Origin of the sequence: Corynebacterium sp. TAE3-ERU2 (genome assembly GCF_019209955.1) — a bacterium.
Taxonomy (GTDB): domain Bacteria; phylum Actinomycetota; class Actinomycetes; order Mycobacteriales; family Mycobacteriaceae; genus Corynebacterium; species Corynebacterium megadyptis.
The window spans coordinates 1-22,237 of the sequence record NZ_JAHUTL010000001.1 but is presented as its reverse complement, the minus strand read 5'-3'; the positions used below and the strand labels follow the sequence as shown (position 1 = coordinate 22,237).

Genomic DNA, 22,237 nt, shown 5'->3' with positions numbered 1-22,237 from the left:
GGGCGCGAACCTAGGCGCGGGCGCATGAGTCGATACGGCGGGTGCTGTTCCACCCCCTGTGCTGTGCAGGCAACAGGCAGAGCAGTAAACTGCTACCCACTACAATGCCCACAGAATGTGTACTGCCGCGCAGAAAGGTTCGGACGAAGAGACGGTGTCTGAGATTCAACTGACCGAAGAGAGCTTAAACAAGGCCGCCACCGAGGCCATCGACGCTTTTGATACCGCCTCCTCGCTGGAGGAGCTGCAGGCGGCCCGCAAGGCACACCTAGGTGATCAAGCCCCCATTCCCCAGGCCCGCCGCAGCCTCGGCCAGGTGCCTAAGGAGCAGCGCAAAGAGCTGGGGCGACTGGTGAATATGGCGCGTGGTCGCGTCGAAAAGCACTATGCGCAGACGCATACCGTGTTGGAGGAGAAGCACAACCGCGAGGTGCTGGAATCTGAGCGCGTCGATGTCACGGTGCCCACCACCCGCAGTCAAAAGGGGGCGCTGCACCCGATCACCACGCTAAGCGAGAATATCGCCGATATTTTCATCGGCATGGGCTGGGAAATCGCCGAGGGCCCCGAGGTGGAGGCCGAGTACTTCAACTTCGATGCCCTGAACTTCCTCCCGGACCACCCCGCGCGCACCCTGCAGGACACCTTCCATATTGCTCCCGAAGGCTCCCGCCAAGTGCTGCGCACCCATACCTCGCCGGTGCAGGTGCGCACCCTTTTGTCGCGCGATCTGCCGCTGTATATCGCTTGCCCAGGGCGGGTGTTCCGCACTGATGAGCTCGACGCCACCCACACCCCGGTATTCCACCAGGTGGAGGGGTTGGCCGTGGATAAGGGCCTGACCATGGCGCACCTGCGCGGCACGCTCGATCATTTGGCTAAGACCCTCTTCGGCCCGGAGACCCGCACTCGTATGCGCACCAATTACTTCCCCTTCACCGAGCCCTCGGCAGAGGTGGACGTGTGGTTCCCGAATAAGAAGGGCGGCGCCGGCTGGATCGAGTGGGGCGGTTGCGGCATGGTGAACCCGAATGTGCTGATCGCCGCCGGTATTGATCCGAAGGAATACACTGGGTTCGCTTTCGGCATGGGGCTGGAGCGCACCCTGCAATTCCGCAATGGACTCTCCGATATGCGCGATATGGTCGAGGGCGATGTGCGCTTCACCTTGCCCTTCGGAGTGCAGGCATAGAAATCACGCGAGCGGCGCAGTGCTGTGCCGCACCGTGATGTACGCAGCAGAGTTAAGAAGGAAAAAGAGCTAAGACACAATGTTCATTTCTCAGAACTGGATCACCCGACTCCTCCGCGCCTATGCCGAGCAGCCCGATTTCAGCATCGACTCCGAGCAGCTCGACGCCGCCTTCGTGCGGGTCGGCTTCGAAACCGAGGGCTATGCGCCGCTGCCGGAGATCACCGGCCCGCTCGTGATCGGCCGGGTGGACAGCATTGAAGAACTCACGGGCTTTAAAAAGCCCATCCGCTTCTGCCATGTCAATGTTGGCGAGGCCAATGGCACCGGCGAGCTCCAAGAGATTGTTTGCGGCGCCCGAAACTTCTCCGAGGGCTCCTATGTGGTGGTCTCCCTGCCGGGTACCGTGCTGCCCGGTGGTTTCGAGATCTCCGCACGCACTACCTATGACCACACCTCCGCCGGCATGATCTGCTCCGCTATGGAGCTGGGGCTGACCGATAAGCAGAACCCGGGCATCATCACCCTGCCGGAGGGCGTGGCAGAGCCGGGTGCGGACGCCCGCCCGGTGCTCGGCTTAGATGACACCGTCTTCGAAGTGAATATCACCCCGGATCGCGGCTATGCGCTTTCCGCCCGTGGCCTGTCGCGGGAGATCGCCTCGAGCCTGAACATGCCCTTTGTGGACCCCGCGCAGACTCCCGCGGTGGCCGATATTGAGGTCGCCGTTCCCGAGGTTGCCGGCTCGCTGCTCGACGTGGATGTGCACGAGGACACCAAGGCGCGGCGCTTCGGGCTGCGTAAGGTCACGGGCATCGACCCGGCCGTGCCCACGCCCTTCTGGATGCAGCGCGAGCTGATGCTGTGCGGTCAGCGCCCGGTAAACCTCGCCACCGATGTGACGAACTATGTGATGCTGCTGCTCGGCACTCCGATGCACGCCTTCGATGCCTCGCTGATTAGCGGCAACCTCGTGGTCCGCCGCGCTACCGAGGGCGAGACGCTGACCACGCTCGATCACGTGGAGCGCGAGCTGCACCCCGAGGATGTGGTCATCTGTGATGACAACGGCGTGCAGTCCCTGGCCGGCGTGATGGGCGGAAGCTCCTCCGAGGTGAACGAGAACTCGACGGATATCTATCTCGAAGCCGCTATCTGGGATCAGATCACGGTGGCGCGCACCTCCCGCCGACACAAGCTGAGCTCTGAGGCTTCTCGACGCTTCGAGCGCGGCGTCGATCCGCAGCTGGTGGAGGTGGCCCTCGACGTTGCCGCCAGCCTGCTTGCCCGCCTGGGTGGGGGAGAGGTCGCTGAAGAGCGCACCCTCGTGGAGGTCGCCGAGCACGAGCCCGTGACCGTGATGATGGATGTGGATTTCCCCTCCCGCTATGCCGGTGTGCACTACGAGGAGTCCGTGGTGGTGGCACGCTTGGAGGAGGTGGGCTGCCAGGTGGCGCGACAAAACACCACCCTGGCCATCACCCCGCCGAGCTGGCGCCCCGATATCACCATGGACGTGGACCTCGTGGAGGAGATTCTGCGCCTCGAGGGCCTGGAATCGATTCCCTCGATCGTGCCCACCGCTCCTGCTGGTAGGGGTTTGAGTCCCGCGCAGCGACGCCGCCGCGCCATCGGCCATGCCTTGGCCTATTCCGGCTACGCGGAGATTCTGCCCACCCCCTTCATGGAAACGGCAATCCTCGATCAGTGGGGATTGGACTCCGAGGATGAGCGCCGCAACGTCGTGCACGTACAAAACCCGCTCGAATCGGATCACTCCGTACTCGGTACCACCCTGCTGCCGGCGATGCTCGACGCCGTAAAGCGCAATGTTGCTCGGGGCCACGCCAGCGTGGCGTTGTTCGGCCAAGAGCAGGTGTCCTTCCACCGCGCCGACAGCTCTCCTATGCCCTCTACAGCGCAGCGACCCAGCGCAGAAGAGATCGAGCAGCTGCTCACCTCCTTGCCCTATCAGCCACTGCACGTGGCCACGGTCGCCTGTGGCAACAAGGTGGCCGAGGGGCCGTGGGGTGCCGGCCGTGCCTACACCTATGCGGATGCCATCGAATCCGCGCGCATCGTCGCCGCTGCCGCGGGCGTGGAGCTGGAATTGGCGAATGCCGAACAGCTGCCCTGGCACCCCGGCCGCTGCGCCGAGCTGCGCGTGGACAACACCGTGGTCGGCTATGCCGGCGAGCTGCACCCGCAGGTGTGCAAGGACACCGGGCTGCCGCCGCGTACCTGCGCCATGGAGCTGGATGTCACCGCCTTGCCGCTGGAGGAGAACTTCCCCGCGCCCGTCCTCTCTGCCTACCCGGCGCTGCTGCAGGATGTGGCACTCGTGGTGGATGAGGATATCCCCGCAGAGACCGTGCGCACCGTGGTGGCCCAGGGCGCGGGAGAGCTACTCGAGCATGTCGAACTCTTCGATATCTACCGCTCCGAGGCCCTCGGCGAGAACAAGAAGTCCCTCGCCTTCGCGCTGCGTTTCCGCGCCGCGGATCGCACCCTCACCGACGAGGAGTGCAACGCCGCACGCATGGCAGCCGTGGATCTAGCCAAGGAAAAGCTCGACGCCACCATCCGCGCCTAGCAGCGCACCAGCGGGGCTCACGCCCTGCACACCCCGATACGCTCTGATGCGTAGTAGCGGAGGACCCCATGGGGGGGTTCTCCGCTTTTGTGTGTCGTTCACCCCGCCGCCTCGTTCCCCGCATCCCCCGCAGGCGGTGCGGGCTATGTCCCCACCGGCGCGACCACCGGCCTCCACCCGCCACGCCACGGCAATGCATAGTTTGCAAACTGCTGCATAAAAGATATACTTAGCTTCTATGACTATTTCTGTTGCCGTCGCTGGAGCCACAGGTTATGCCGGATCCGAGATCCTGCGCCTGCTGCTCGCTCATCCCGCCTATCACAGCGGAGAGCTGCGCATTGGCGCCCTCACGGCGAATTCCACGGCTGGCCAGAGCGTGGCAGAGTTGATGCCTCAGTTGCTGCCGCTGCACGAGCGCGTCATCGAGGAGACCACCGCCGAGAACCTGGCCGGCCATGATGTGGTTTTCCTCGGATTGCCGCATGGTTTTTCCGCCGAGATCGCCCGCCAGGTCGGGGAAGAGGCCATCGTGATCGACTGCGCTGCCGATTTCCGCCTCCGCGATCCAGAGGCGTGGACGCGCTACTACGCATCAGAGCACGCAGGCAGCTGGCCCTATGGCATTCCTGAGATGCCTGGCCACCGCGAGCAGCTGCGCGGCGCCACCCGCATCGCCGTGCCGGGCTGCTTTCCCACCGGCGCCACCTTGGCGCTGATGCCCGCGGTGGCGGCAGGGCTCATCGAGCCCGATATTGCGATCACCTCCATCACGGGTGTCTCTGGCGCCGGCAAGAAGGCGGCGGTGCCGCTGCTGGGATCGGAAACCATGGGTTCACTCAAGGCCTATAACACCGCTGGTAAGCACCGTCACACCCCCGAGATGATTCAGAACCTCGCGGAGTTCACCGACAGCGAGATCACGCTTAGCTTCACCCCGGTGCTGGCCCCGCTGCCGCGCGGCATCCTCACCACCGCAACCGCCCCGGTTCGTCCCGGGGTGAGCGCGGCCTCCGCCCGCGCCGCCTATGAGCAGTTCTACGCCGAGGAGCCCTTCGTGCAGCTGCTGCCCGCCGGCCAGCAGCCCCAGACCCAGAATGTGGTGGGGGCGAATAGCTGCCAGGTGCAGGTGGAGCTGGATGAACTCTCCGGCCGACTACTGGTGACCTCCGCGATCGATAACCTCACCAAGGGCACCGCCGGTGCCGCGGTCCAGTGCATGAACCTGGCTCTCGGCTGGGAGGAAACACTGGGGCTACCCTTGGTGGGTGTGGCCCCCTAAGGGCGCGGGGATTATCCCCTCTGCCCAGCGTTCGGCCTTCCACTGTTGTTCTTATTCCCTCACATAACGTCAAGGATTTTCGCCCATGAGCACTCAGAGCATCACCACTCCCGCCGGCTTTGTGGCTGCAGCAACGACTGCAGGCATTAAGCCCTCGGGCAAGTCGGATATGGCACTTGTGGTTAATCAAGGCCCGGAATTCGTGGCCGCCGGCGCTTTTACCCGCAATCGCATTGTGGCCTCTCCGGTGAAGCTATCGCGCACGGCCGTGGCTGATGGCCAGCTCACCGCGGTGCTGTATAACTCCGGTAACGCGAATGCCTGCAATGGTGTCCAGGGCGACAAGGACGCGGCGGAGCTCACCGCGCAGGTCGCCGCAGCTCTGGAGTGCAGTCCCACGGACGTGGCGGCGTGTTCGACCGGGCTGATCGGTGAGCCTTTGCCCATGGATAAAGCCCGCGCTGGCGTGCGCGCTCTGGTGGGTGATCTCGGTGATCACGGCGCCGCTGCCGCCCAGGCCATTCTGACCACGGACACCACCGATAAGCAGAGCTTCTTCAGCGGTGAGGGCTGGTGCATGGCCGGTATGGGCAAGGGCGTGGGCATGATTGCGCCCTCGCTGGCCACCATGCTGGCGTGCCTGACTACCGATGCGAAGATCACCGCCGCCATGGCCGATGAGGCGATCCACAAGGCCACCGCCGTCACCTTCGACACCCTCGATATTGACGGCTCGACCTCCACCAATGACACCGTATTCCTCTTGGCCTCGGGGGCATCGGGCATCGAGCCCACCCAGGAGGAGCTGGATGCCGCGGTGCTCGCGGTATGCGCTGATCTGGCCGATGCCATGCAGGCCGATGCCGAGGGCGTGACCAAGCGGGTCAAGATCGAGGTCACCGGCGCCACCTCGGATGCTCAGGCGCTCAACGCCGCCCGTACCTTGGGCCGCGATAACCTCTTCAAGTGCGCGATGTTCGGCTCCGATCCCAACTGGGGCCGGGTGCTCGCCGCGGTCGGCATGGCCGATGCGGACATGGATCCGGAGCACATCTCCGTGTACTTCAACGATCACCCCGTGTGCATCGATACCGGCGGCACCCCGGACGCCCGCGAGGTGGATCTGTCCGGCGCGGATATCGATGTCCGCGTGGATCTGGGCACGGGCGGTGAGGGCTACGCCATGGTGCGTACCACTGATCTGTCCCATGCTTATGTCGAAATCAATAGCGCCTACTCCAGCTAAATAGCCGCCCACGACGTGCAGCGTGTTCCATTCGGGCACATAATCTAGCGACCCCGCCGCACGGCGGTATCGCTGCGAGAGAAGATGAGATGACGAACGACCTAACGAGGAATCTGGACAACGAAGTCCGGGCCAATGTGCTTGCTGAGGCGCTGCCCTGGCTGCAGCACTTCCGCGACAAGATCGTGGTGGTCAAGTACGGCGGCAACGCCATGGTGGACGAGGAGCTCAAGGCTGCCTTCGCCGCAGACATGGTCTTTTTGCGCACCGTGGGCGCCAAGCCCGTCGTGGTGCACGGCGGCGGCCCGCAGATTTCGAAGATGCTCAGCCGCGTGGGCCTGGAGGGGGAGTTCAAGGGAGGTTTCCGTGTCACCACTTCTGAGGTGATGGAGATCGTCCGCATGGTGCTCTTTGGCCAGGTCGGCCGCGATCTCGTGGGATTGATTAACTCTCATGGCCCCTATGCGGTGGGAACCTCCGGCGAGGATGCTGGCTTGTTCACCGCTACCAAGCGCTATGTCGATGTCGGTGGCGAGCATCTCGATATCGGACTCGTGGGCGATATCGTCGATGTCAATCCTGAAGCCTTGATGGACATCATTGATGCCGGCCGTATCCCCGTGGTCTCTACCATCGCCCCGGGGCTTGACGGCGAGGTCTACAACATCAATGCGGATACCGCCGCCGGCGCTCTGGCCAGCGCTATTGGCGCGGAGCGTCTGCTCATCCTCACCAATGTCGAGGGTCTCTATACCGACTGGCCCGATAAGTCCTCGCTGGTATCGAAGATCACCTCCTCGGAATTGTCCAAGATCCTGCCGCAGCTGCACGAGGGCATGATCCCGAAGATGGAATCCTGCCTGCGGGCAGTCGATCAGGGCATCAATGCCGCCCACGTGGTGGATGGCCGCATTGCCCACTCCGTGCTGCTGGAGCTGCTCACCGAGGGCGGTATTGGCACCATGGTGCTGCCGGATTCCTATGACACCGAGGACTATCCCGAGTCCACTATTTTCAGAAAGGACGCCTAAACCAGTCATGACTGCTCTTGAATCATGGTCCGGCGCGCTGATGAACACCTACGGCACGCCCGCGGTGGAACTGACCTCCGGTGAGGGCGCCCACGTGCGCGATGCCGCTGGCAACACCTACATCGATATGCTCGCCGGCATCGCCGTCAATGCGTTGGGACATGCACATCCAGCGCTTGTCGACGCCGTCTCGCAGCAAACCCAGACCCTCGGGCATGTCTCGAACCTCTTTGCTTCGGCCCCCACCGTGGACTTGGCGCAGCAGCTCAAAGCCCAGCTGTCCCGTCTCGACGAGGCGGCCGGGAAGAGCGCCCGGGTGTTCTTCTGCAACTCCGGAGGAGAAGCCAATGAGGCCGCATTCAAGCTTGCGCGCTTGACCAAGCGCTCGCGTGTGCTCACTGCGGTGCATGGTTTTCATGGCCGCACCATGGGCTCGCTGGCGTTGACCGGCCAGCCCGATAAGCGCGCCCCATTTGAGCCTTTGCCGGCAGGGGTGGAGTACTACCCCTATGGCGATATCGACGCGCTAAGCGAGATGGTTGCTCGCGCGCCCGAGGACGTGGCGGCCATCATGCTCGAACCCATCCAGGGCGAAACCGGCGTGGTGCCCGCGCCGAAGGGATTCCTGCGGGACGTACGCGAGCTATGCGATCGCCACGGGATCCTCATGATCGTCGACGAGGTACAGACCGGCATTGCTCGTACCGGCGACTTCTGGGCCTTCGAGCACGAAGCGGGAGTGATCCCCGATGTGATCACCATGGCCAAGGGCCTGGGCGGCGGGCTGCCGCTCGGGGCATGCATGGCCACTGGGCGTGCCGCTGAGCTCTTTGGGCCCGGCTCCCATGGCACGACCTTTGGCGGTAATCCGATCGTCTGCGCCGCTGGCCGCGTCGTGGTGGACACTGTTGCTGATCCCGCCTTCCTCGCGAGCGTGCGGCAGAAGGGAGAGCGCCTCGCGGACGGCGTCGACAAGCTAGAGCTGGTGGATCACGTGCGAGGTCGCGGCCTCATGCTGGGGCTGGTACTGCACAAGCCGCTAGCGAAGAAGGTGGTAGAGGCCGGCTATCGCCACGGTCTGATCCTCAACGCCTGCGGCGATGACGTGCTGCGTCTGACCCCGCCGCTGGTCATCACCGAATCCGATATTGACACCGCGATCGTCCGTCTCGCCGAGACCTGTAAAGAGGTAGAACAGCAATGACCACAGTGCGACATTTCCTCGCCGATGATGACCTCAGCCCCGCCGAACAGGCGGAGGTGCTGCAACTAGCCCTAGAGCTGAAGCAGGATCGCTATGCGAAAAGCACCTTCGCTGGGCCGCAGACCGTAGCGCTGCTGCTGGACAAGACCTCGACGCGCACCCGTTTCTCCTTCCACGCCGGCATCGCCGAGCTCCAGGGCAGCCCCATCGTGGTGAACACCGGCAGCAGCCAGATGGGCAAGGGAGAGACCTTCGAAGACACCGGCGCGGTGCTATCGCGTTTCGTCTCGCTCATCGCCTGGCGCACCTATGCCCACGAGAACCTCGAGCAGATGGCGACCACGGCCACGGTGCCGATCATCAACGCCCTAAGCGATGATCTGCACCCCTGTCAGATCCTCGCCGATCTGCTGACCTGCGTGGAGCATCTCTGCCCCGAAGCGGGCCCGGAGGGACTCCACGGAAGGAAAGCGGTGTATCTCGGCGATGGCGCGAATAACATGGCTAACTCCTATATTCTCGGCTGCGCCACCGCGGGCATGGACATCACCATCATTGCCCCCGAGGGTTTCCAACCGGAGCAGCGTTTCGTCGAGCGTGGCCGCGCTATCGGCGAGCGCACGGGAGCCACCGTTGCCGTCAGCGCCGATGTGGCCGATGTTGCCGGCGCCGACGTGGTGATCACCGATACCTGGGTATCGATGGGCATGGAAGAAGACGGTATCGACCGCACCACACCCTTCCAGCCCTATCAGGTCAATGCCGAGGTCATGGCGCAGGCTAAGGACGATGCCATCTTCCTGCACTGTTTGCCGGCCTATCGCGGCAGTGAGGTCACCGCAGAGGTGATTGATGGCCCGCAGTCGGTGGTCTTTGATGAGGCGGAAAATCGACTTCACGCCCAAAAGGCACTGATGGTGTGGCTGATGGAGCACCAGGAAGGCGGTAGCGCGTGAGCCAGCCCGTATCCAGAACCGCCCGGCAGGCGCGGATCCTCGAGATCCTCAACGACAGCCGCGTCTCCAGCCAGGTGCAACTCTCCGAGCTTTTGCTCGACGAGGGCATCGATATCACCCAAGCCACCTTGTCCCGCGACCTCGATGAGCTGGGAGCGAAGAAGGTGCGCCCCGACGGTGGCCGTGCCTTCTATGCCGTGGGATACCAAGAACCCGCCGCCAGCAATGAGCTGCGAGGGCCACGAGAGAAACTGCGTCGGATGCTGGAAGAATTGCTCGTCTCTGTCGATCACAGCGCCAATATCACCGTGCTGCGCACCCCGCCCGGGGCCGCCCAATACCTGGCGAGTTTCATCGACCGCGTAGGGATGCACGAGGTAGTAGGCACGATCGCCGGCGATGACACGGTTTTCGTTCTGGCCAGGGAGCCGCTCACCGGCGCGGAATTGGCCGAACGCTTCCGCAAAACCAGCCGCGAGAACAGCTAACCCTCCCGCGATGATCAGAGTGCGCGCGTGCACCCTCATCATCGCGGAGTAGCAGACTACACTGTGAATGTTCCGCAGCAGCGAGAACTAGATACTTACACTGAAAACACACCATTGTGGTGACTACCACCAAGGAGAATGACTGATTATGACTAACCGCGTTGTGCTTGCCTATTCCGGCGGCCTCGATACCTCTGTTGCTATTCCGTACCTGGCCAAGATGACCGGCGGGGAAGTGATCGCCGTATCGATCGACCTGGGTCAGGGCGGCGAGGATATGGAGTCCGTGCGGCAGCGCGCCCTGGACTGTGGCGCCGTGGAATCCATCGTGATCGACGCCAAGGACGAGTTCGCCGAGGACTACTGCCTGCCCACCATCAAGGCCAATGGCATGTACATGAAGCAGTACCCGCTGGTGTCTGCTATCTCTCGGCCGCTGATCGTGCAGCACCTGGTGCAGGCTGCTGAGGAGCACGGCGGCACCCACGTCGCCCACGGCTGCACCGGCAAGGGCAATGACCAGGTGCGTTTCGAGGTGGGCTTCGCCGACCTCAACCCGGACCTGAAGGTGATCGCCCCGGCCCGTGACTACGCATGGACCCGAGATAAGGCCATTGCTTTCGCCGAGGAGATCAACCTGCCGATCGAGCAGTCCAAGAAGTCTCCCTTCTCCATCGACCAGAATGCATGGGGTCGTGCCGTGGAGACGGGCTTCCTCGAGGATCTGTGGAACCCGCCGACAAAGGATCTCTACGCCTACACCGAAGAGCCCACCCTCGGCAACGCCCCCGATGAGGTCATCGTCTCCTTCGAGAACGGCGTGCCCGTGGCCATCGATGGCCGCAAGGTGAGCGTGCTCGAGGCCATCGAGGAGCTCAACCGTCGCGGCGGCGCCCAGGGCGTCGGCCGGCTGGACATGGTGGAGGACCGCCTGGTGGGCATCAAGTCCCGTGAGGTCTACGAGGCACCCGCGGCCATGATCCTCATCAAGGCCCATGAGGCCCTCGAGGACGTCTGCTTGGAGCGCGAGCTCGCCCGCTACAAGCGTGGCGTGGACGCCCGCTGGTCCGAGGAAGTCTATGACGGCCTGTGGTTCGCCCCGCTGAAGCGTTCCCTCGATGCCTTCATCGACTCCACCCAGCAGAACATCACCGGCGATATCCGCCTCGTGCTTCACGCCGGCAGCATCGTGGTCAATGGTCGTCGCTCCGAGAGCTCGCTCTATGACTTCAACCTGGCCACCTACGACACCGGCGACACCTTCGACCAGTCCATGGCCAAGGGCTTCGTCCACCTCCACGGCCTGTCCTCCCAGATCGCCTGCAAGCGCGACCGCGAGGCCTAAACTAGAGAGTCTGTGCGCCGATTCGAAGCCTGTGCGGCCTCGGGTCGGCGTCTCGGCTGTGTACCACCAACCAATTAAAGGAACTCACATGGATAAGCACGGAACCAACCAGGGTGCGCTGTGGGGCGGGCGCTTTTCCGGCGGGCCCTCCGAGGCGATGTTTGCGCTGAGCGTGTCCACCCACTTCGACTGGGTCCTCGCCCCCTATGACGTGCTCGCCTCGCAGGCCCACGCGCGGGTGCTGCACAAGGCGGGTCTGCTCAGCGATGAGGACTATGACACCATGCTCGCCGGCCTCGAACAGCTCGGCGCCGACGTGGCCGATGGCAGCTTCACCCCGGATCCCAGCGATGAGGACGTACATGGCGCCATGGAGCGCGGCCTCATCGATCGCGTCGGTCCGCAGGTGGGCGGGCGGCTGCGCGCCGGCCGTTCCCGCAACGATCAGGTGGCCACGCTCTTTCGCATGTGGGTCCGCGACGCTATCCGTGAGATCAGCCTCGGCGTGCTCGAGCTTGTCGACGCCATCTCGCGCCAAGCAGCCGCGCACCCCCGCGCAATCATGCCGGGCAAAACCCACTTCCAGGCTGCGCAGCCGGTGCTGCTCGCACACCAGCTGCTCGCGCACGCCCACCCGCTGCTGCGCGATGTCCAGCGCCTGCAGGACCTAGATAAGCGCCTCGCCGTCTCGCCCTATGGCTCCGGTGCTCTCGCCGGCTCCTCGCTGCACTTGGACCCCGAGGCCATCGCCGAAGAGCTTGGCTTTGATTCCGCCGCCGATAACTCATTGGACGCCACCGCCTCCCGCGATTTCGCCTCGGAGACGGCCTTCGTGCTGGCCCAGATCGCGGTGGATATGTCCCGCTTCGCCGAGGAGATCATTGCGTGGTCCACACCGGAGTTCAACTATGTCACCCTGGCCGATGCGTGGTCGACCGGCAGTTCGATCATGCCGCAGAAGAAAAACCCGGATGTCGCCGAGCTGGTGCGCGGTAAGTCCGGCCGCTTGATCGGTAATCTCTCGGGTCTGCTTGCCACCCTCAAAGCCATGCCCTTGGCCTATAACCGCGACCTGCAGGAAGACAAGGAACCCATCGTGGACTCCGTGCAGCAGCTGCAGTTGTTGCTGCCCGCCATGACTGGGCTGGTGGGCACTCTCACTTTCAACGAGCAGCGCATGCGCGAGCTCGCCCCCGCCGGTTTCACCCTCGCTACCGATCTCGCGGAGTGGATGGTGCGCGAGGGCGTGCCCTTCCGGGAAGCCCACGAGGCCTCCGGCGCCTGCGTGCGCCTCGCCGAGTCCCGAGGGGTGGACCTCGTTGATCTCAGCGATGAGGAGCTGGCCAGTGTGGATAAGCGGCTGACCCCGAAGGTGCGCGAGGTCCTCACCATCGATGGCGCCGTCGCCTCCCGCACCACCCGCGGAGGTACTGCCGGGGTGCGCGTCGATGAGCAACGCGAGCGCGTCGACACGCTCGCGGCCGAGTATCGGCAATGGGCCACCACACCCGTCATCGGGCGATAGGATGATATGCCATGAGTATTGATCCCGATTTGCTCGAGGTGCTTGCCTGCCCCCAAGACAAGGGACCGCTGAGCTATGACGCCGACGCGGATGTGCTGGTGAACCCTCGCTTGCACATTGCCTATCGCATCGACGATGGCATCCCTGTGTTGCTCGCCGACGAGGCACGCGACTTCCCCGAAAAATAATCCATCTTCTAGCCCTGAGGACTTCATGTCTGACAACATCATTGATGAGCTGCACTGGCGCGGCCTGATTAACCAGTCCACCGACCTCGATGCCTTGCGCGAGGCCTGCGAGAACCCGATCACCCTGTATTGCGGTTTCGATCCCACGGGCTCCTCGCTGCATGCCGGCCACCTCGTTCCGCTCATCATGCTCAAGCGCTTCCAGCAGTTCGGCCACCGCCCGATCGCTATCGCCGGCGGCGCCACCGGCATGATCGGCGACCCGCGCGACGTGGGGGAGCGGTCCATGCTCTCCGAGGAGACCATCGCGGAGAACGTCGAATCCATTAAAGCCCAGCTGGAGCGTTTCGTGGACTTTGGCGATGGCGACAACGGCACCGCCTTGATGCTTAACAATGCCGACTGGACCGGCCAGCTGAGCGTGATCGCATTCCTGCGTGATTTGGGCAAGAACTTCTCGCTCAACACCATGCTCGATCGCGACACCGTGAAGCGTCGCCTGGACAGCGATGGCATGTCCTACACCGAGTTTTCCTACATGCTCTTGCAGGCCAATGACTTCGTGCATTTGCAGCGCACCTACGATTGTGCGCTGCAGATCGGCGGCTCCGATCAGTGGGGCAATATCGTCTCCGGTGTGGATCTCAACCGCCGCCTCGATCAGAAGAAGGTGCACGGACTCACCGTGCCGCTGGTCACCGACGCCGATGGCCAGAAGTTCGGCAAATCCACCGGAGGCGGCAAGCTCTGGCTGGACGCGAAGCTCACCAGCGCCTACGCCTGGTACCAGTACTTCATCAACGCCGGCGATTCCGTGGTCATCGACTACATGCGCTGGTTCACCTTCCTCAGCAAGGAAGAAATCGCCGAGTACGAGCAGGAAGTAGCCGAGCGCGCCTACAAGCGTGAGGCCCAGAAGCGTCTCGCCCAGGAAATGACTGACTTGGTGCACGGCGTGGAGGCCCGCAAGGCCGTGGAACGTGCTGCGCAGGCCCTGTTCGGCCGCGGTGAACTCACCGATCTCGACGAGAAGACCCTGGCTGCTGCGGTCACCGAAACCTCCAATGGTGAGGTCGTGGATATCGCGGCCGATGAGCCGCACACCATCGTCGATCTGCTCGTGGCCTCCGGTTTGGCCGAGTCAAAGGGTGCTGCTCGACGTACCATTAAGGAAGGCGGCGCCTACGCCAATAATGAGCGGGTATCCGACGCGGAGTGGGAGCCCAGCGCCGAGGACCTGCTGCACGGCAGCTGGTTAGTACTGCGCCGCGGCAAGAAGAACTTCGCGGGCGTGCGCCTGCTGACATAGCCGCATCTGTAGCGCTGCACGGCGAGGACCACGTGGGAACAGCCCGCGCGGTCCTCGCCTTTTTGTGCGTGTAGGGGAGAGGTGAGCTGTCGAAGATGCAGCGCAGGATGGTGCCGAGCAGTGCCAGCGCGCTACCGGCTCCTGCGGCCGAGAAAGACGATAGACGTAACAACCACCTCAAGAAAACGCTTCTGTTTGTTGTGAAAACGACGTCTCGCTCCTTAGTGTTAAGGTTAGGCATACCGAGCAAAGACTCCAATTGGTATGCAGCTGCCGACGACTCAGCGAGGGAGATACCGATGGCAGGTAAGCCCACTACTTTTTGGCAGATATCGCAACCTGCCCACAAACAGATCACCATCTCATTCCTTCTGGCGATACTGGCAGCTGTCCTATCGTTGGTGCCGGTGATAGCACTCGTCGAATTGGTGCGCACTGTGTTACCAGCCGTAGACGGGCAACCCATTAATGCCCCGCAACTGTGGCTATTGCTCGCAGCACTCATCATCACGACCGTGCTACACGGCCAGGCCACTGTGAAGAGCCTTCAAGTCAGCCACGAGGCTGACGGGGTACTCGGCGAGCATCTACGACAACGACAGATCACCAAGTTGGGCCGACTGCCGCTGTCCTGGTTCACCCGAACGCCCTCGGGCACCGTAAAGACTTACGTCGAAGACGACGTCACCAAGATTCACCAGCTCATTGCACACGGTCCGCACGATTACTCCGCAGGCATCGTCGTGCCGCTGCTGAGCCTAGGCTACATGTTTGTTCTCGACTGGCGGATTGGACTGCTTGGGTTGATCCCGTTGCTTTTGGCCATTGCGACGATGCCGTTCATGATGCGCCAGTTTCAGGAAAAGGCCGAGCACTTTAAAACAAGTCAGAAGCAGCTCGACGCCGCTGTCGTTGAGTTGGTGCGTGGCATCCCTGTTATTAAAGTCTTCACCCCCGAGGGCTATGACGAGAGCATCTTCCTCACCCGTTCCAAGCGTTTTGGCAGCTTCTATCGCGACTGGGTACGCTCCACCGTCCACCCCACGGCCCTGATGAAGATCTTCACCTCCACGGCATTTGGCCTGCTGGTCGTCGCTGTGGCTGGGCCGTGGCTGATTAGCTCAGCTGAGGTGCCGGTGCTCGATGTTCTTGCGGCATTCTTGTTGATTAACAACATCGCGGCCCCATTACTGATGCTCTCGCGCACCAATATCATGTTCACCGAGGCCAAAGCCGCAGCCGCGGAACTAACCGAATTCTTCAACATCCCCGTGCTGCCACCAGCCAGTGGCGATAAGGAACCCAGCGATACCGGTATCGAATTCGATAATCTCGGCTTCTCTTATGTCGAAGACACCCCAGTGCTCACTAGGATCAGTGAAAAACTTGAGCCCGGCAGTGTGACCGCAGTGGTTGGTCCCTCTGGCTCAGGAAAATCCACCTTGGCCTCCCTTATCCCGCGATTGCTTGATCCGACGGTCGGTGCGGTGCGGATTGGCGGTGTTCCCAGCACCAATCTCAGCTCTACACAGCTCTATGATCGGGTGGGTTTCGTTTTCCAAGACGCCTATCTGATGCAGTTGAGCGTGCGTGACAATATTCGCCTAGCCAATCCAGAAGCCACCGACGAGGAGATAATCCGCGCCGCGCGGGCCGCCCAGATTCACGAACGCATCACCGCACTGCCGCGCGGCTATGACTCAGTTATCGGCGAGGACGCCCAACTTTCCGGTGGAGAACAACAACGCCTAGCGATCGCCCGATCCATCCTGCTCGACGCGCCGATTCTCGTTCTCGATGAGGCCACCGCCTTCGCCGATCCCGACTCGGAAGCCGCCATCCAGAAGGCAATAAGCGAGCTCGTCACTGGGCGCACCCTAGTAGTTATTGCGCACCGATTGCACACCATCACCGGTGCTGACCGGATCCTCATGCTTGAGCGTGGTGAAGTCACCGAATCAGGTACCCACAAAGAATTGCTCGCCGCTGATAAGGGCTACGCCACGATGTGGCAGCGCTATAAGAAAGCCCAAGCAGGTGTCTACGGAGAGGCAGCCGAATGATCCGCACACTCTATTCACTTGGTAGCCCAGCCAATCGCCGTCGGTTGGTACTAGTCCTCGTGCTCATCACGTTGTCGTCTTTGGCTCTTGCCGCAGGCTTGATTCTCATCACTTTGTTCCTCGATACCCTGTTCACCGAAGGGCCGTCGCAGGCTGCCGCATGGCTGCCGTGGATTCTCATTGCCGTTATTGCGTACGCAGCTGTTGACTGGCCAACCGAGGTCATCGCCCAAGACTTAGGCCACGACTACGTGCTGCGGATTCATGAACTCATTGCGGAGCGCACTGTAGAGCTTCCCTTGGGCTACTTCGATGAGGACCGCTCCGGCCAGATTGGGGTGACGGCAACGAGCGGCGCACTCTTCGCTGCTAACGCGCCGGCAATGATGTTGCGGCCGATGCTGCACGGCGCAGCCTCAGCAGGTTTGGCGAGCGTTTTCCTCATTGCTGTGGATTGGCGATTGGGGCTTGCCACCGTCGCCGTGGCCGCAGTGGTCTGGTACGCCTACCACCGTCTCATGCAGCAGTATCGCATCGCAGAGCGCCAGAAGGGTGAACGCAATGAAGAAGGGGCCGCTCAGGTTCTCGAATTCGCCCAAGTTCAACCAGTACTGCGCGCGGCCGGTCCGGATTCCCTGGGGGAGCGCGCCGTGCGTGCCGCAATTCGCGAGCAGTTCAGCGCCCAGCAGCACACTCAGAAAACTGGGGAGATGATCATGGGCCGACTGGCGGTGATCATCATGATTGGCACCGTCGTTATCGATGCTCTCGCAACCGTGTTGCTGCTCAACGATTGGTTGGACGTTGGAACCTATATCGGCGTCATCGTGCTGGTATTCATTCTTGCCCGCGTGGCGATGGCAGGACTGCCTTATGGCGAGGGTCTGCAAGCCGCACGCAACACTCTCGGGGAGATCCAGAAGATTCTAGATGCCGAAGCACTGCCGGAACCCGAAACCCCCGCGCAGGTGGATAACCACAGCATCGAATTCGACAGTGTCGGTTTCGGTTACGTGCCAGACACTCCTGTAATCCGTGACGTTACCTTCCGCGTCCAGCCTGGCACTACCACTGCACTCGTGGGCCCCAGTGGCTGCGGTAAGAGCACTGTGCTGAAGCTCGCTGCGCGCTTTTATGACGTCGACCACGGCACTATCCGCATCGGTGGTGCTGATGTGCGAGAACTGGGTACCCGCGGGGTGTTGGATTCGCTGGCCATGGTGTTTCAAGACGTGTACCTATTCGAAGACACCCTGTACGAGAACATTCGTCTAGGCCGCCATGACGCTACCCGAGAGGAAGTGCTGCAGGCCGCGGAGCTCGCAGGTGTGACCGAGATTGCCGATAACCTGCCCAATGGGTTCGATACCCTCATCAGCGAGGGCGGGCGGAACCTCTCCGGTGGTGAGCGCCAGCGCGTCTCTATTGCTCGAGCGCTGCTCAAGGACGCGCCGATTGTGCTGCTTGACGAGGCGACAAGCTCCCTGGACATTCACAACGAGCACATGGTCTTGGATGGTATGAAGGCGCTGTCCCGTCAGCGCACCACCATCGTGATTGCTCACCGGTTGCACACGATCCGTGATGCGGACCAGATCGTAGTGTTCAGCCCGACCGGCACCGTCGAAGCTATTGGTACTCACGAGCAGCTCATGGAGTCTTCGCCGCGCTACCGCAGTTTCTGGGGTGAAAAACGCGACGCCAATATATGGAAGCTCTAGGGCGTCGCTCCAGCACCTACCCGCTATAACGAAAGAGACTCGCAGCGAAATCCTGCGAGTCTCTTTTCTTGTAGGGATGACGCAACGGAGTTAGTGTTCGTCACCGCGCAGAAAACGCACTGTGCGTTCCAGTGAAGTACTATCGCACGCCTCTATTGTGGACACCTTCCCGCCATCGATAAGCAGCAGCGAATCACAACAGCGCGCCAATAGCTCCACGTCATGGGTGACTACCAGAACGGTTTTGCCCTGCCGGGCGAGGTTGTCCAGCAGCTGGGCTACGTGGCGCATCCTGCGCAGATCCAATCCACTGGTTGGTTCGTCGAAAACAAGCAACTCGCGTTGACTGAGCAATGCGGAGGCGATGGCCACGCGTTGGCGCTCACCGCCGGACAGCGACATGGGGTGTTGCTCTCGTTTATCCGCGAGATCAAGCTCGCTGAGAACCTCGGTCAGGTGATCTTGTTCCTCTGCACTCATGCTGCCGGTGCCGATCATGGCATCGGCGTCTACGCTTTCCCCGAACAATTGGTGATTAACATCCTGCATCACTAGGTAAGAGTGACGCAGGCGCTGCCGAGGACTCGAGAGCTTGCGACCACCGACATGCAGTGCGCCTTTTGCTCGGGGCTCGATGCCAGTTAGGGCTCGTACGAAGGTGGATTTGCCGGCGCCATTTCGCCCCACCACGCCAATTATCTGCGCTGTTGGCAGCTCCGCCTGGTCAATATTCAGCGCAGGTACGGAAGCTTTGGGGTAGGTGAATCGCAACTTGTCCAACGTCATAGTGTGCTCGACAAGACGGGGCTCGTCGACGACCTCGGGTACTGGCCGTGAGGAACGCAATCCGATCTCGTGCAACTCTTCGTCACTCATGTCACGGAATTGGTCACCACTGAATTCCTGGGCAATCTGACCGCTGCGCATCACGAGCACTCGGTCGACGATATCAGCCAAGTAGGACAGCCGATGCTCGGCAACCAGCAGCGTGCGACCCTGCTTTTTCCACCGCGCAACGATGTCATGCAGCTCGTCGATGGCCTTAAGGTCTAGGTTCGATGACGGTTCATCGAGAAGTAGTACCTGTGGTTGCATTGCTGCTACCGACGCGCACGCCACCTTTTGTTTTTGGCCTCCAGAGAGCGCGAAAAGCTGCCGGTCGATGAGATGCGACATACTAAATTTGTCGGTTACTTCCCCGATTCGTCTTCGAATTTCTTCAGGGGCAATGCCGAGATTTTCGCAACCAAAGGCCAGTTCACTTATCACCTCAAGGGTGAAGAACTGCGACTTGGGGTTCTGGAACACCGAGCCGACGTACTGGGCGATATCGTGCGGCTCGGCGTGAGTGATCAGCTCTCCATCGAGCAGTATCTCCCCAGATATCTGAGCATCGCAAAATGAGTGCGCCACCCCATTGATTAAACGAAGCAGACTGGACTTACCGCAGCCTGACTCGCCACACAACAGCACTAGCTCGCCTTCGGGGATCGTAAGGTTGAGCTCACGCAATACCGGCTCGGCAGACTTTCTTCCGTAGGACATCGATACATTGCGTAGCTCGATCAAGAGACCATCACCCTATTTGCTATCAGTAAGCCCAGGCAGGTGGCGAGAACCGCAATAACGACGATGTCACCAGCACGAAATCCAATAGTGCAGAGGGTGGTGCGCCGGCGAGGCAATCCCAATCCTCGAGTTACCGCTGACATCGCGAGTTCATTGCCAATGCCAACTACGGAGACCAACAATGGCACAAAGCGATACTCGAGCATGGCAACCGGATTACGCAGACCAGAGATGCCGCGCATCCGCATAGCAGTGCGGATATCGCGGTACTCTTCTGCGATAGTTGGGAAAAACCGAAAGATAATCGACGTAGGAATGGACAATGCGTTGGGGCAGCGGATTCGTTGCATAGCGGCGACGAACTCACTGGCCGAGGTGGTGCGCAGCATGTACCAGCAACACGTGATGCCGGGAATAATGAGCGATATGCCACCGAACCACGTGGCGAAAATATCGACAAAAATGTGGCGTTCCGCCACTGTCAACACAATCAACTTGGGAATGCCAGCGAGTGCAGCGAAGGTTATTGCGTAGCGTAGTGCTGGTGCCAGCAGACCCGACGCGAGGAAGAGCACGCCGGGGACGGCAATCAGGATCCACCGCGCAACGCTGCCCAGTACCCCGCCAGATCCCGCTGGTGATAACAACACCGAAGAGACCACAAGGATGACGAGCACCGTGGTGCGTGGATCGAGATGGAGTCCTGCGGTTCGCGCACCCGACCCAGGCATGGTCGGCGACATCAGGCAATGCCCGCGCGTTCGAAGTGCTTAGTGAAGATGCGGCGGCCAAGTAACCCACCGAAGATGCCGCAGATGAAGGTCACAATAACGATGATGGCAAATAGCCAGCTCATCTGGCCGATTGAAGCGAGGCCATCAGCGAAGTTGGCGCCATAATTGGATTCTATATCGCTGTCTTCAACGTACTGCTGGGTAGCAAAGAACAGTGGAATATAGGACGCGGTAGGGGCGACCGCCATGAAGGCATAGGCAATAATGCTGTGGATAGAGCTTTCGTACTTGCCGGCGCGTAACACCAGCTCGGCGATTATGGCCATCACTAGGCTGAGAACTAGTGCCCACACACCCAAGCCAAGCAACAGACTTGCGATGCCGCCAAGCGCCAAGAAGATTAAAACCATGCCCGGCTTATGCACCTTGGCTAAGAACAGCATCATTGGGATGCCGAGGATGAGGGCTTGTGCGGACGTGATCATGACGTAGGTCACCGGGGTGATGCCGATGAAGGAGATGGCAACACCGGCAACCAGGTTGATGACGAAGAAAATACCGATCGTCATTAGGTCGGTGATAGTCAGGGTTCGACTCTTTGCCGCGCTGTAAGCAGTGTTACTCGAGCTAGACATAACAGTATCCTTTCGGTTGAAGCTGCATCTATGCAGCGGTGGTCGGAGGGGTGAACGGTGTGCAAGGACGGCGAATCACGGAAACCCAAGCCGTCCGCTCTCTCTAATTAGTGCCGGTACTACCGACGTGAGCCGCTGTCCCAGCTAACTGCAGCGCCATTGTGTGACCTGCTCCATCTCACAGATAGTCATCCACTTGATCACCCGGTTCTTTAGTCGATAAAGCGAACGCTGTGGCGATGGAGGCGCTTTGTAGTGGCTGTTCAGCGGGCACTATCCACACTCCTCTTGGCCGCGGGGTCTCACCGTGGCCACTGGGTGGGGCATAAAATAATGAACGACCATACTTATTGTAGGCAAACCTATGTTGGGTGTGTAGTGTGGGCAAAGCATTTTTCGGCGTTCGGGCCGAAATCGACAGCTGAAGGTAAGGGCTTGTTCCGTACAGTGTGACGGTCGCATGGGGACAAAACGGTTGTTTGCTTTGCTCTACGTCACCCGAAGGGGGTGGCCCACACTCTGTGGTGCGCGGGGTGGAGAAAGGTGGGGAGGGGGTAAAGCGGTCGGGGCGAAGAATAGGTGTGAGTGGCTAGGGCCGCTACTTGAGGGGAGAGAGCTAGGGCGTTCCGTATGAATCTCGTGTTGTCGAAGGGCTGATCTACGGGTTGGTGGCACTCGTTCGCATGAGGAGCATGAGGCCATAGGGGGCTGTATATCTCCCGGTGTTTGCCGGCAATGGGCGCTACGCCCCCGGCGCTCAGAGGGGCGGCTATAAACGTGTACATCGTAGCCATACTGGCACCTGTTTTTGTGTGTTGTGCTGGGGTTTTGGTGTTGGGTGGGGGTTGTGTGTAGTGTTTTCGGAGTCAGCGAGGCGGCCGGCGCGGTTGTGTTGGTTGTTTTGTTGGTGGTGAAGGTTTTACCGGGTGTTGTTCGGTTGTTGGTTTGACTGTTATGGCGCTTGTGTATTAAGCTTTCGACACGCTGCTTGATGGCACTGCTTGTGTGTGGTGTTTGATGGTGTGCGGATGTTGTTTGAGAACTCGATAGTGTGCCAGCTTTGTTTTGTTGATGTGTGCTGCTTTTGTTGTGGTGTGCGTGTTTGGTTGTGTGTGGATCAGGTGCCCTTGTGATTGGGGTTTGTTTGGTCGCATGT

Annotated in this window: 18 protein-coding genes; 14 read left to right on the top strand and 4 right to left on the bottom strand. The window is 61.2% G+C overall.

Going from position 1 to position 22,237, the window contains the following annotated elements:
• Window positions 1-115: 115 nt before the first annotated feature.
• From pheS to KRX12_RS00025, 14 genes are all read left to right on the top strand, one after another.
• Complete coding sequence (pheS, locus tag KRX12_RS00090; protein ID WP_192796224.1) at window positions 116-1,192, top strand: phenylalanine--tRNA ligase subunit alpha; 1,077 nt, start codon at window positions 116-118, stop codon at window positions 1,190-1,192.
• 79 nt (window positions 1,193-1,271) lie between these two features.
• Entirely contained in the window at window positions 1,272-3,785 is a 2,514-nt protein-coding gene (pheT, locus tag KRX12_RS00085) for a phenylalanine--tRNA ligase subunit beta (protein WP_218363694.1), read from the top strand.
• 238 nt (window positions 3,786-4,023) lie between these two features.
• A complete protein-coding gene (gene argC, locus KRX12_RS00080; RefSeq protein ID WP_218365336.1) occupies window positions 4,024-5,067 on the top strand; it encodes an N-acetyl-gamma-glutamyl-phosphate reductase in 1,044 nt (347 codons plus the stop codon).
• Window positions 5,068-5,152: 85 nt separating this feature from the next.
• Window positions 5,153-6,313: a bifunctional glutamate N-acetyltransferase/amino-acid acetyltransferase ArgJ gene (argJ, locus tag KRX12_RS00075; RefSeq protein ID WP_218365335.1), complete on the top strand. Its 1,161-nt coding sequence runs from the start codon at window positions 5,153-5,155 to the stop codon at window positions 6,311-6,313.
• Window positions 6,314-6,402: 89 nt separating this feature from the next.
• Entirely contained in the window at window positions 6,403-7,344 is a 942-nt protein-coding gene (argB, locus tag KRX12_RS00070) for an acetylglutamate kinase (RefSeq protein ID WP_151530252.1), read from the top strand.
• Between the two features lie 7 nt (window positions 7,345-7,351).
• On the top strand, window positions 7,352-8,548 hold the full coding sequence (locus KRX12_RS00065) for an acetylornithine transaminase (protein ID WP_218365334.1): 1,197 nt from the start codon (window positions 7,352-7,354) through the stop codon (window positions 8,546-8,548).
• Window positions 8,545-9,504 carry an ornithine carbamoyltransferase gene (argF, locus tag KRX12_RS00060; RefSeq protein ID WP_218365333.1) on the top strand — a complete coding sequence of 320 codons (960 nt, stop codon included), beginning with the start codon at window positions 8,545-8,547 and terminating at the stop codon, window positions 9,502-9,504. The genes KRX12_RS00065 and argF overlap by 4 nt, the downstream gene beginning before the upstream one ends.
• Window positions 9,501-9,992, top strand: a complete 492-nt coding sequence (locus KRX12_RS00055; RefSeq protein WP_151550165.1) for an arginine repressor — start codon at window positions 9,501-9,503, stop codon at window positions 9,990-9,992. Before argF ends, KRX12_RS00055 begins: the two co-directional genes overlap by 4 nt.
• 148 nt (window positions 9,993-10,140) lie before the next feature.
• Window positions 10,141-11,337, top strand: coding sequence for an argininosuccinate synthase (locus tag KRX12_RS00050; protein WP_218365332.1), 1,197 nt, complete (start codon window positions 10,141-10,143; stop codon window positions 11,335-11,337).
• Window positions 11,338-11,425: 88 nt separating this feature from the next.
• Window positions 11,426-12,862: an argininosuccinate lyase gene (argH, locus tag KRX12_RS00045; RefSeq protein ID WP_218365331.1), complete on the top strand. Its 1,437-nt coding sequence runs from the start codon at window positions 11,426-11,428 to the stop codon at window positions 12,860-12,862.
• A gap of 11 nt (window positions 12,863-12,873) precedes the next feature.
• Entirely contained in the window at window positions 12,874-13,050 is a 177-nt protein-coding gene (locus KRX12_RS00040) for a Trm112 family protein (protein ID WP_151530246.1), read from the top strand.
• Window positions 13,051-13,075: 25 nt separating this feature from the next.
• Entirely contained in the window at window positions 13,076-14,359 is a 1,284-nt protein-coding gene (gene tyrS, locus KRX12_RS00035) for a tyrosine--tRNA ligase (RefSeq protein WP_218365330.1), read from the top strand.
• Window positions 14,360-14,658: 299 nt separating this feature from the next.
• Complete coding sequence (locus tag KRX12_RS00030) at window positions 14,659-16,422, top strand: ABC transporter ATP-binding protein (protein WP_218365329.1); 1,764 nt, start codon at window positions 14,659-14,661, stop codon at window positions 16,420-16,422.
• Window positions 16,419-18,143, top strand: coding sequence for an ABC transporter ATP-binding protein (locus KRX12_RS00025; protein ID WP_218365328.1), 1,725 nt, complete (start codon window positions 16,419-16,421; stop codon window positions 18,141-18,143). The genes KRX12_RS00030 and KRX12_RS00025 overlap by 4 nt, the downstream gene beginning before the upstream one ends.
• Before the next feature lie 90 nt (window positions 18,144-18,233).
• Here KRX12_RS00025 and KRX12_RS00020 read toward each other — a convergent pair whose 3' ends face one another.
• The 4 genes from KRX12_RS00020 to KRX12_RS00005 form a co-directional block, all read right to left on the bottom strand.
• Window positions 18,234-19,712, bottom strand: coding sequence for an ABC transporter ATP-binding protein (locus tag KRX12_RS00020; protein WP_218365327.1), 1,479 nt, complete (start codon window positions 19,710-19,712; stop codon window positions 18,234-18,236).
• Window positions 19,709-20,443, bottom strand: a complete 735-nt coding sequence (locus KRX12_RS00015; RefSeq protein WP_255550023.1) for an energy-coupling factor transporter transmembrane component T — start codon at window positions 20,441-20,443, stop codon at window positions 19,709-19,711. Before KRX12_RS00015 ends, KRX12_RS00020 begins: the two co-directional genes overlap by 4 nt.
• Window positions 20,444-20,454: 11 nt before the next feature.
• Window positions 20,455-21,081, bottom strand: coding sequence for an MptD family putative ECF transporter S component (locus KRX12_RS00010; RefSeq protein WP_218365325.1), 627 nt, complete (start codon window positions 21,079-21,081; stop codon window positions 20,455-20,457).
• A gap of 968 nt (window positions 21,082-22,049) precedes the next feature.
• Window positions 22,050-22,237, bottom strand: a 188-nt coding sequence (locus KRX12_RS00005; RefSeq protein WP_218365324.1) for a hypothetical protein, incomplete at its 5' end; no start/stop codon positions are given.

Excerpts from the sequence above, each read along its gene's own strand:
- tyrS (WP_218365330.1), top strand. The coding sequence starts at position 13,076 with ATGTCTGACAACATCATTGATGAGCTGCACTGGCGCGGCCTGATTAAC.
- pheS (WP_192796224.1), top strand. The coding sequence starts at position 116 with ATGTGTACTGCCGCGCAGAAAGGTTCGGACGAAGAGACGGTGTCTGAG.
- KRX12_RS00030 (WP_218365329.1), top strand. The coding sequence starts at position 14,659 with ATGGCAGGTAAGCCCACTACTTTTTGGCAGATATCGCAACCTGCCCAC.
- KRX12_RS00065 (WP_218365334.1), top strand. The coding sequence starts at position 7,352 with ATGACTGCTCTTGAATCATGGTCCGGCGCGCTGATGAACACCTACGGC.
- pheT (WP_218363694.1), top strand. The coding sequence starts at position 1,272 with ATGTTCATTTCTCAGAACTGGATCACCCGACTCCTCCGCGCCTATGCC.
- KRX12_RS00040 (WP_151530246.1), top strand. The coding sequence starts at position 12,874 with ATGAGTATTGATCCCGATTTGCTCGAGGTGCTTGCCTGCCCCCAAGAC.
- argJ (WP_218365335.1), top strand. The coding sequence starts at position 5,153 with ATGAGCACTCAGAGCATCACCACTCCCGCCGGCTTTGTGGCTGCAGCA.
- argB (WP_151530252.1), top strand. The coding sequence starts at position 6,403 with ATGACGAACGACCTAACGAGGAATCTGGACAACGAAGTCCGGGCCAAT.
- argF (WP_218365333.1), top strand. The coding sequence starts at position 8,545 with ATGACCACAGTGCGACATTTCCTCGCCGATGATGACCTCAGCCCCGCC.
- KRX12_RS00050 (WP_218365332.1), top strand. The coding sequence starts at position 10,141 with ATGACTAACCGCGTTGTGCTTGCCTATTCCGGCGGCCTCGATACCTCT.
- KRX12_RS00010 (WP_218365325.1), bottom strand. The coding sequence starts at position 21,081 with ATGTCTAGCTCGAGTAACACTGCTTACAGCGCGGCAAAGAGTCGAACC.
- KRX12_RS00015 (WP_255550023.1), bottom strand. The coding sequence starts at position 20,443 with ATGCCTGGGTCGGGTGCGCGAACCGCAGGACTCCATCTCGATCCACGC.
- argC (WP_218365336.1), top strand. The coding sequence starts at position 4,024 with ATGACTATTTCTGTTGCCGTCGCTGGAGCCACAGGTTATGCCGGATCC.
- KRX12_RS00025 (WP_218365328.1), top strand. The coding sequence starts at position 16,419 with ATGATCCGCACACTCTATTCACTTGGTAGCCCAGCCAATCGCCGTCGG.
- argH (WP_218365331.1), top strand. The coding sequence starts at position 11,426 with ATGGATAAGCACGGAACCAACCAGGGTGCGCTGTGGGGCGGGCGCTTT.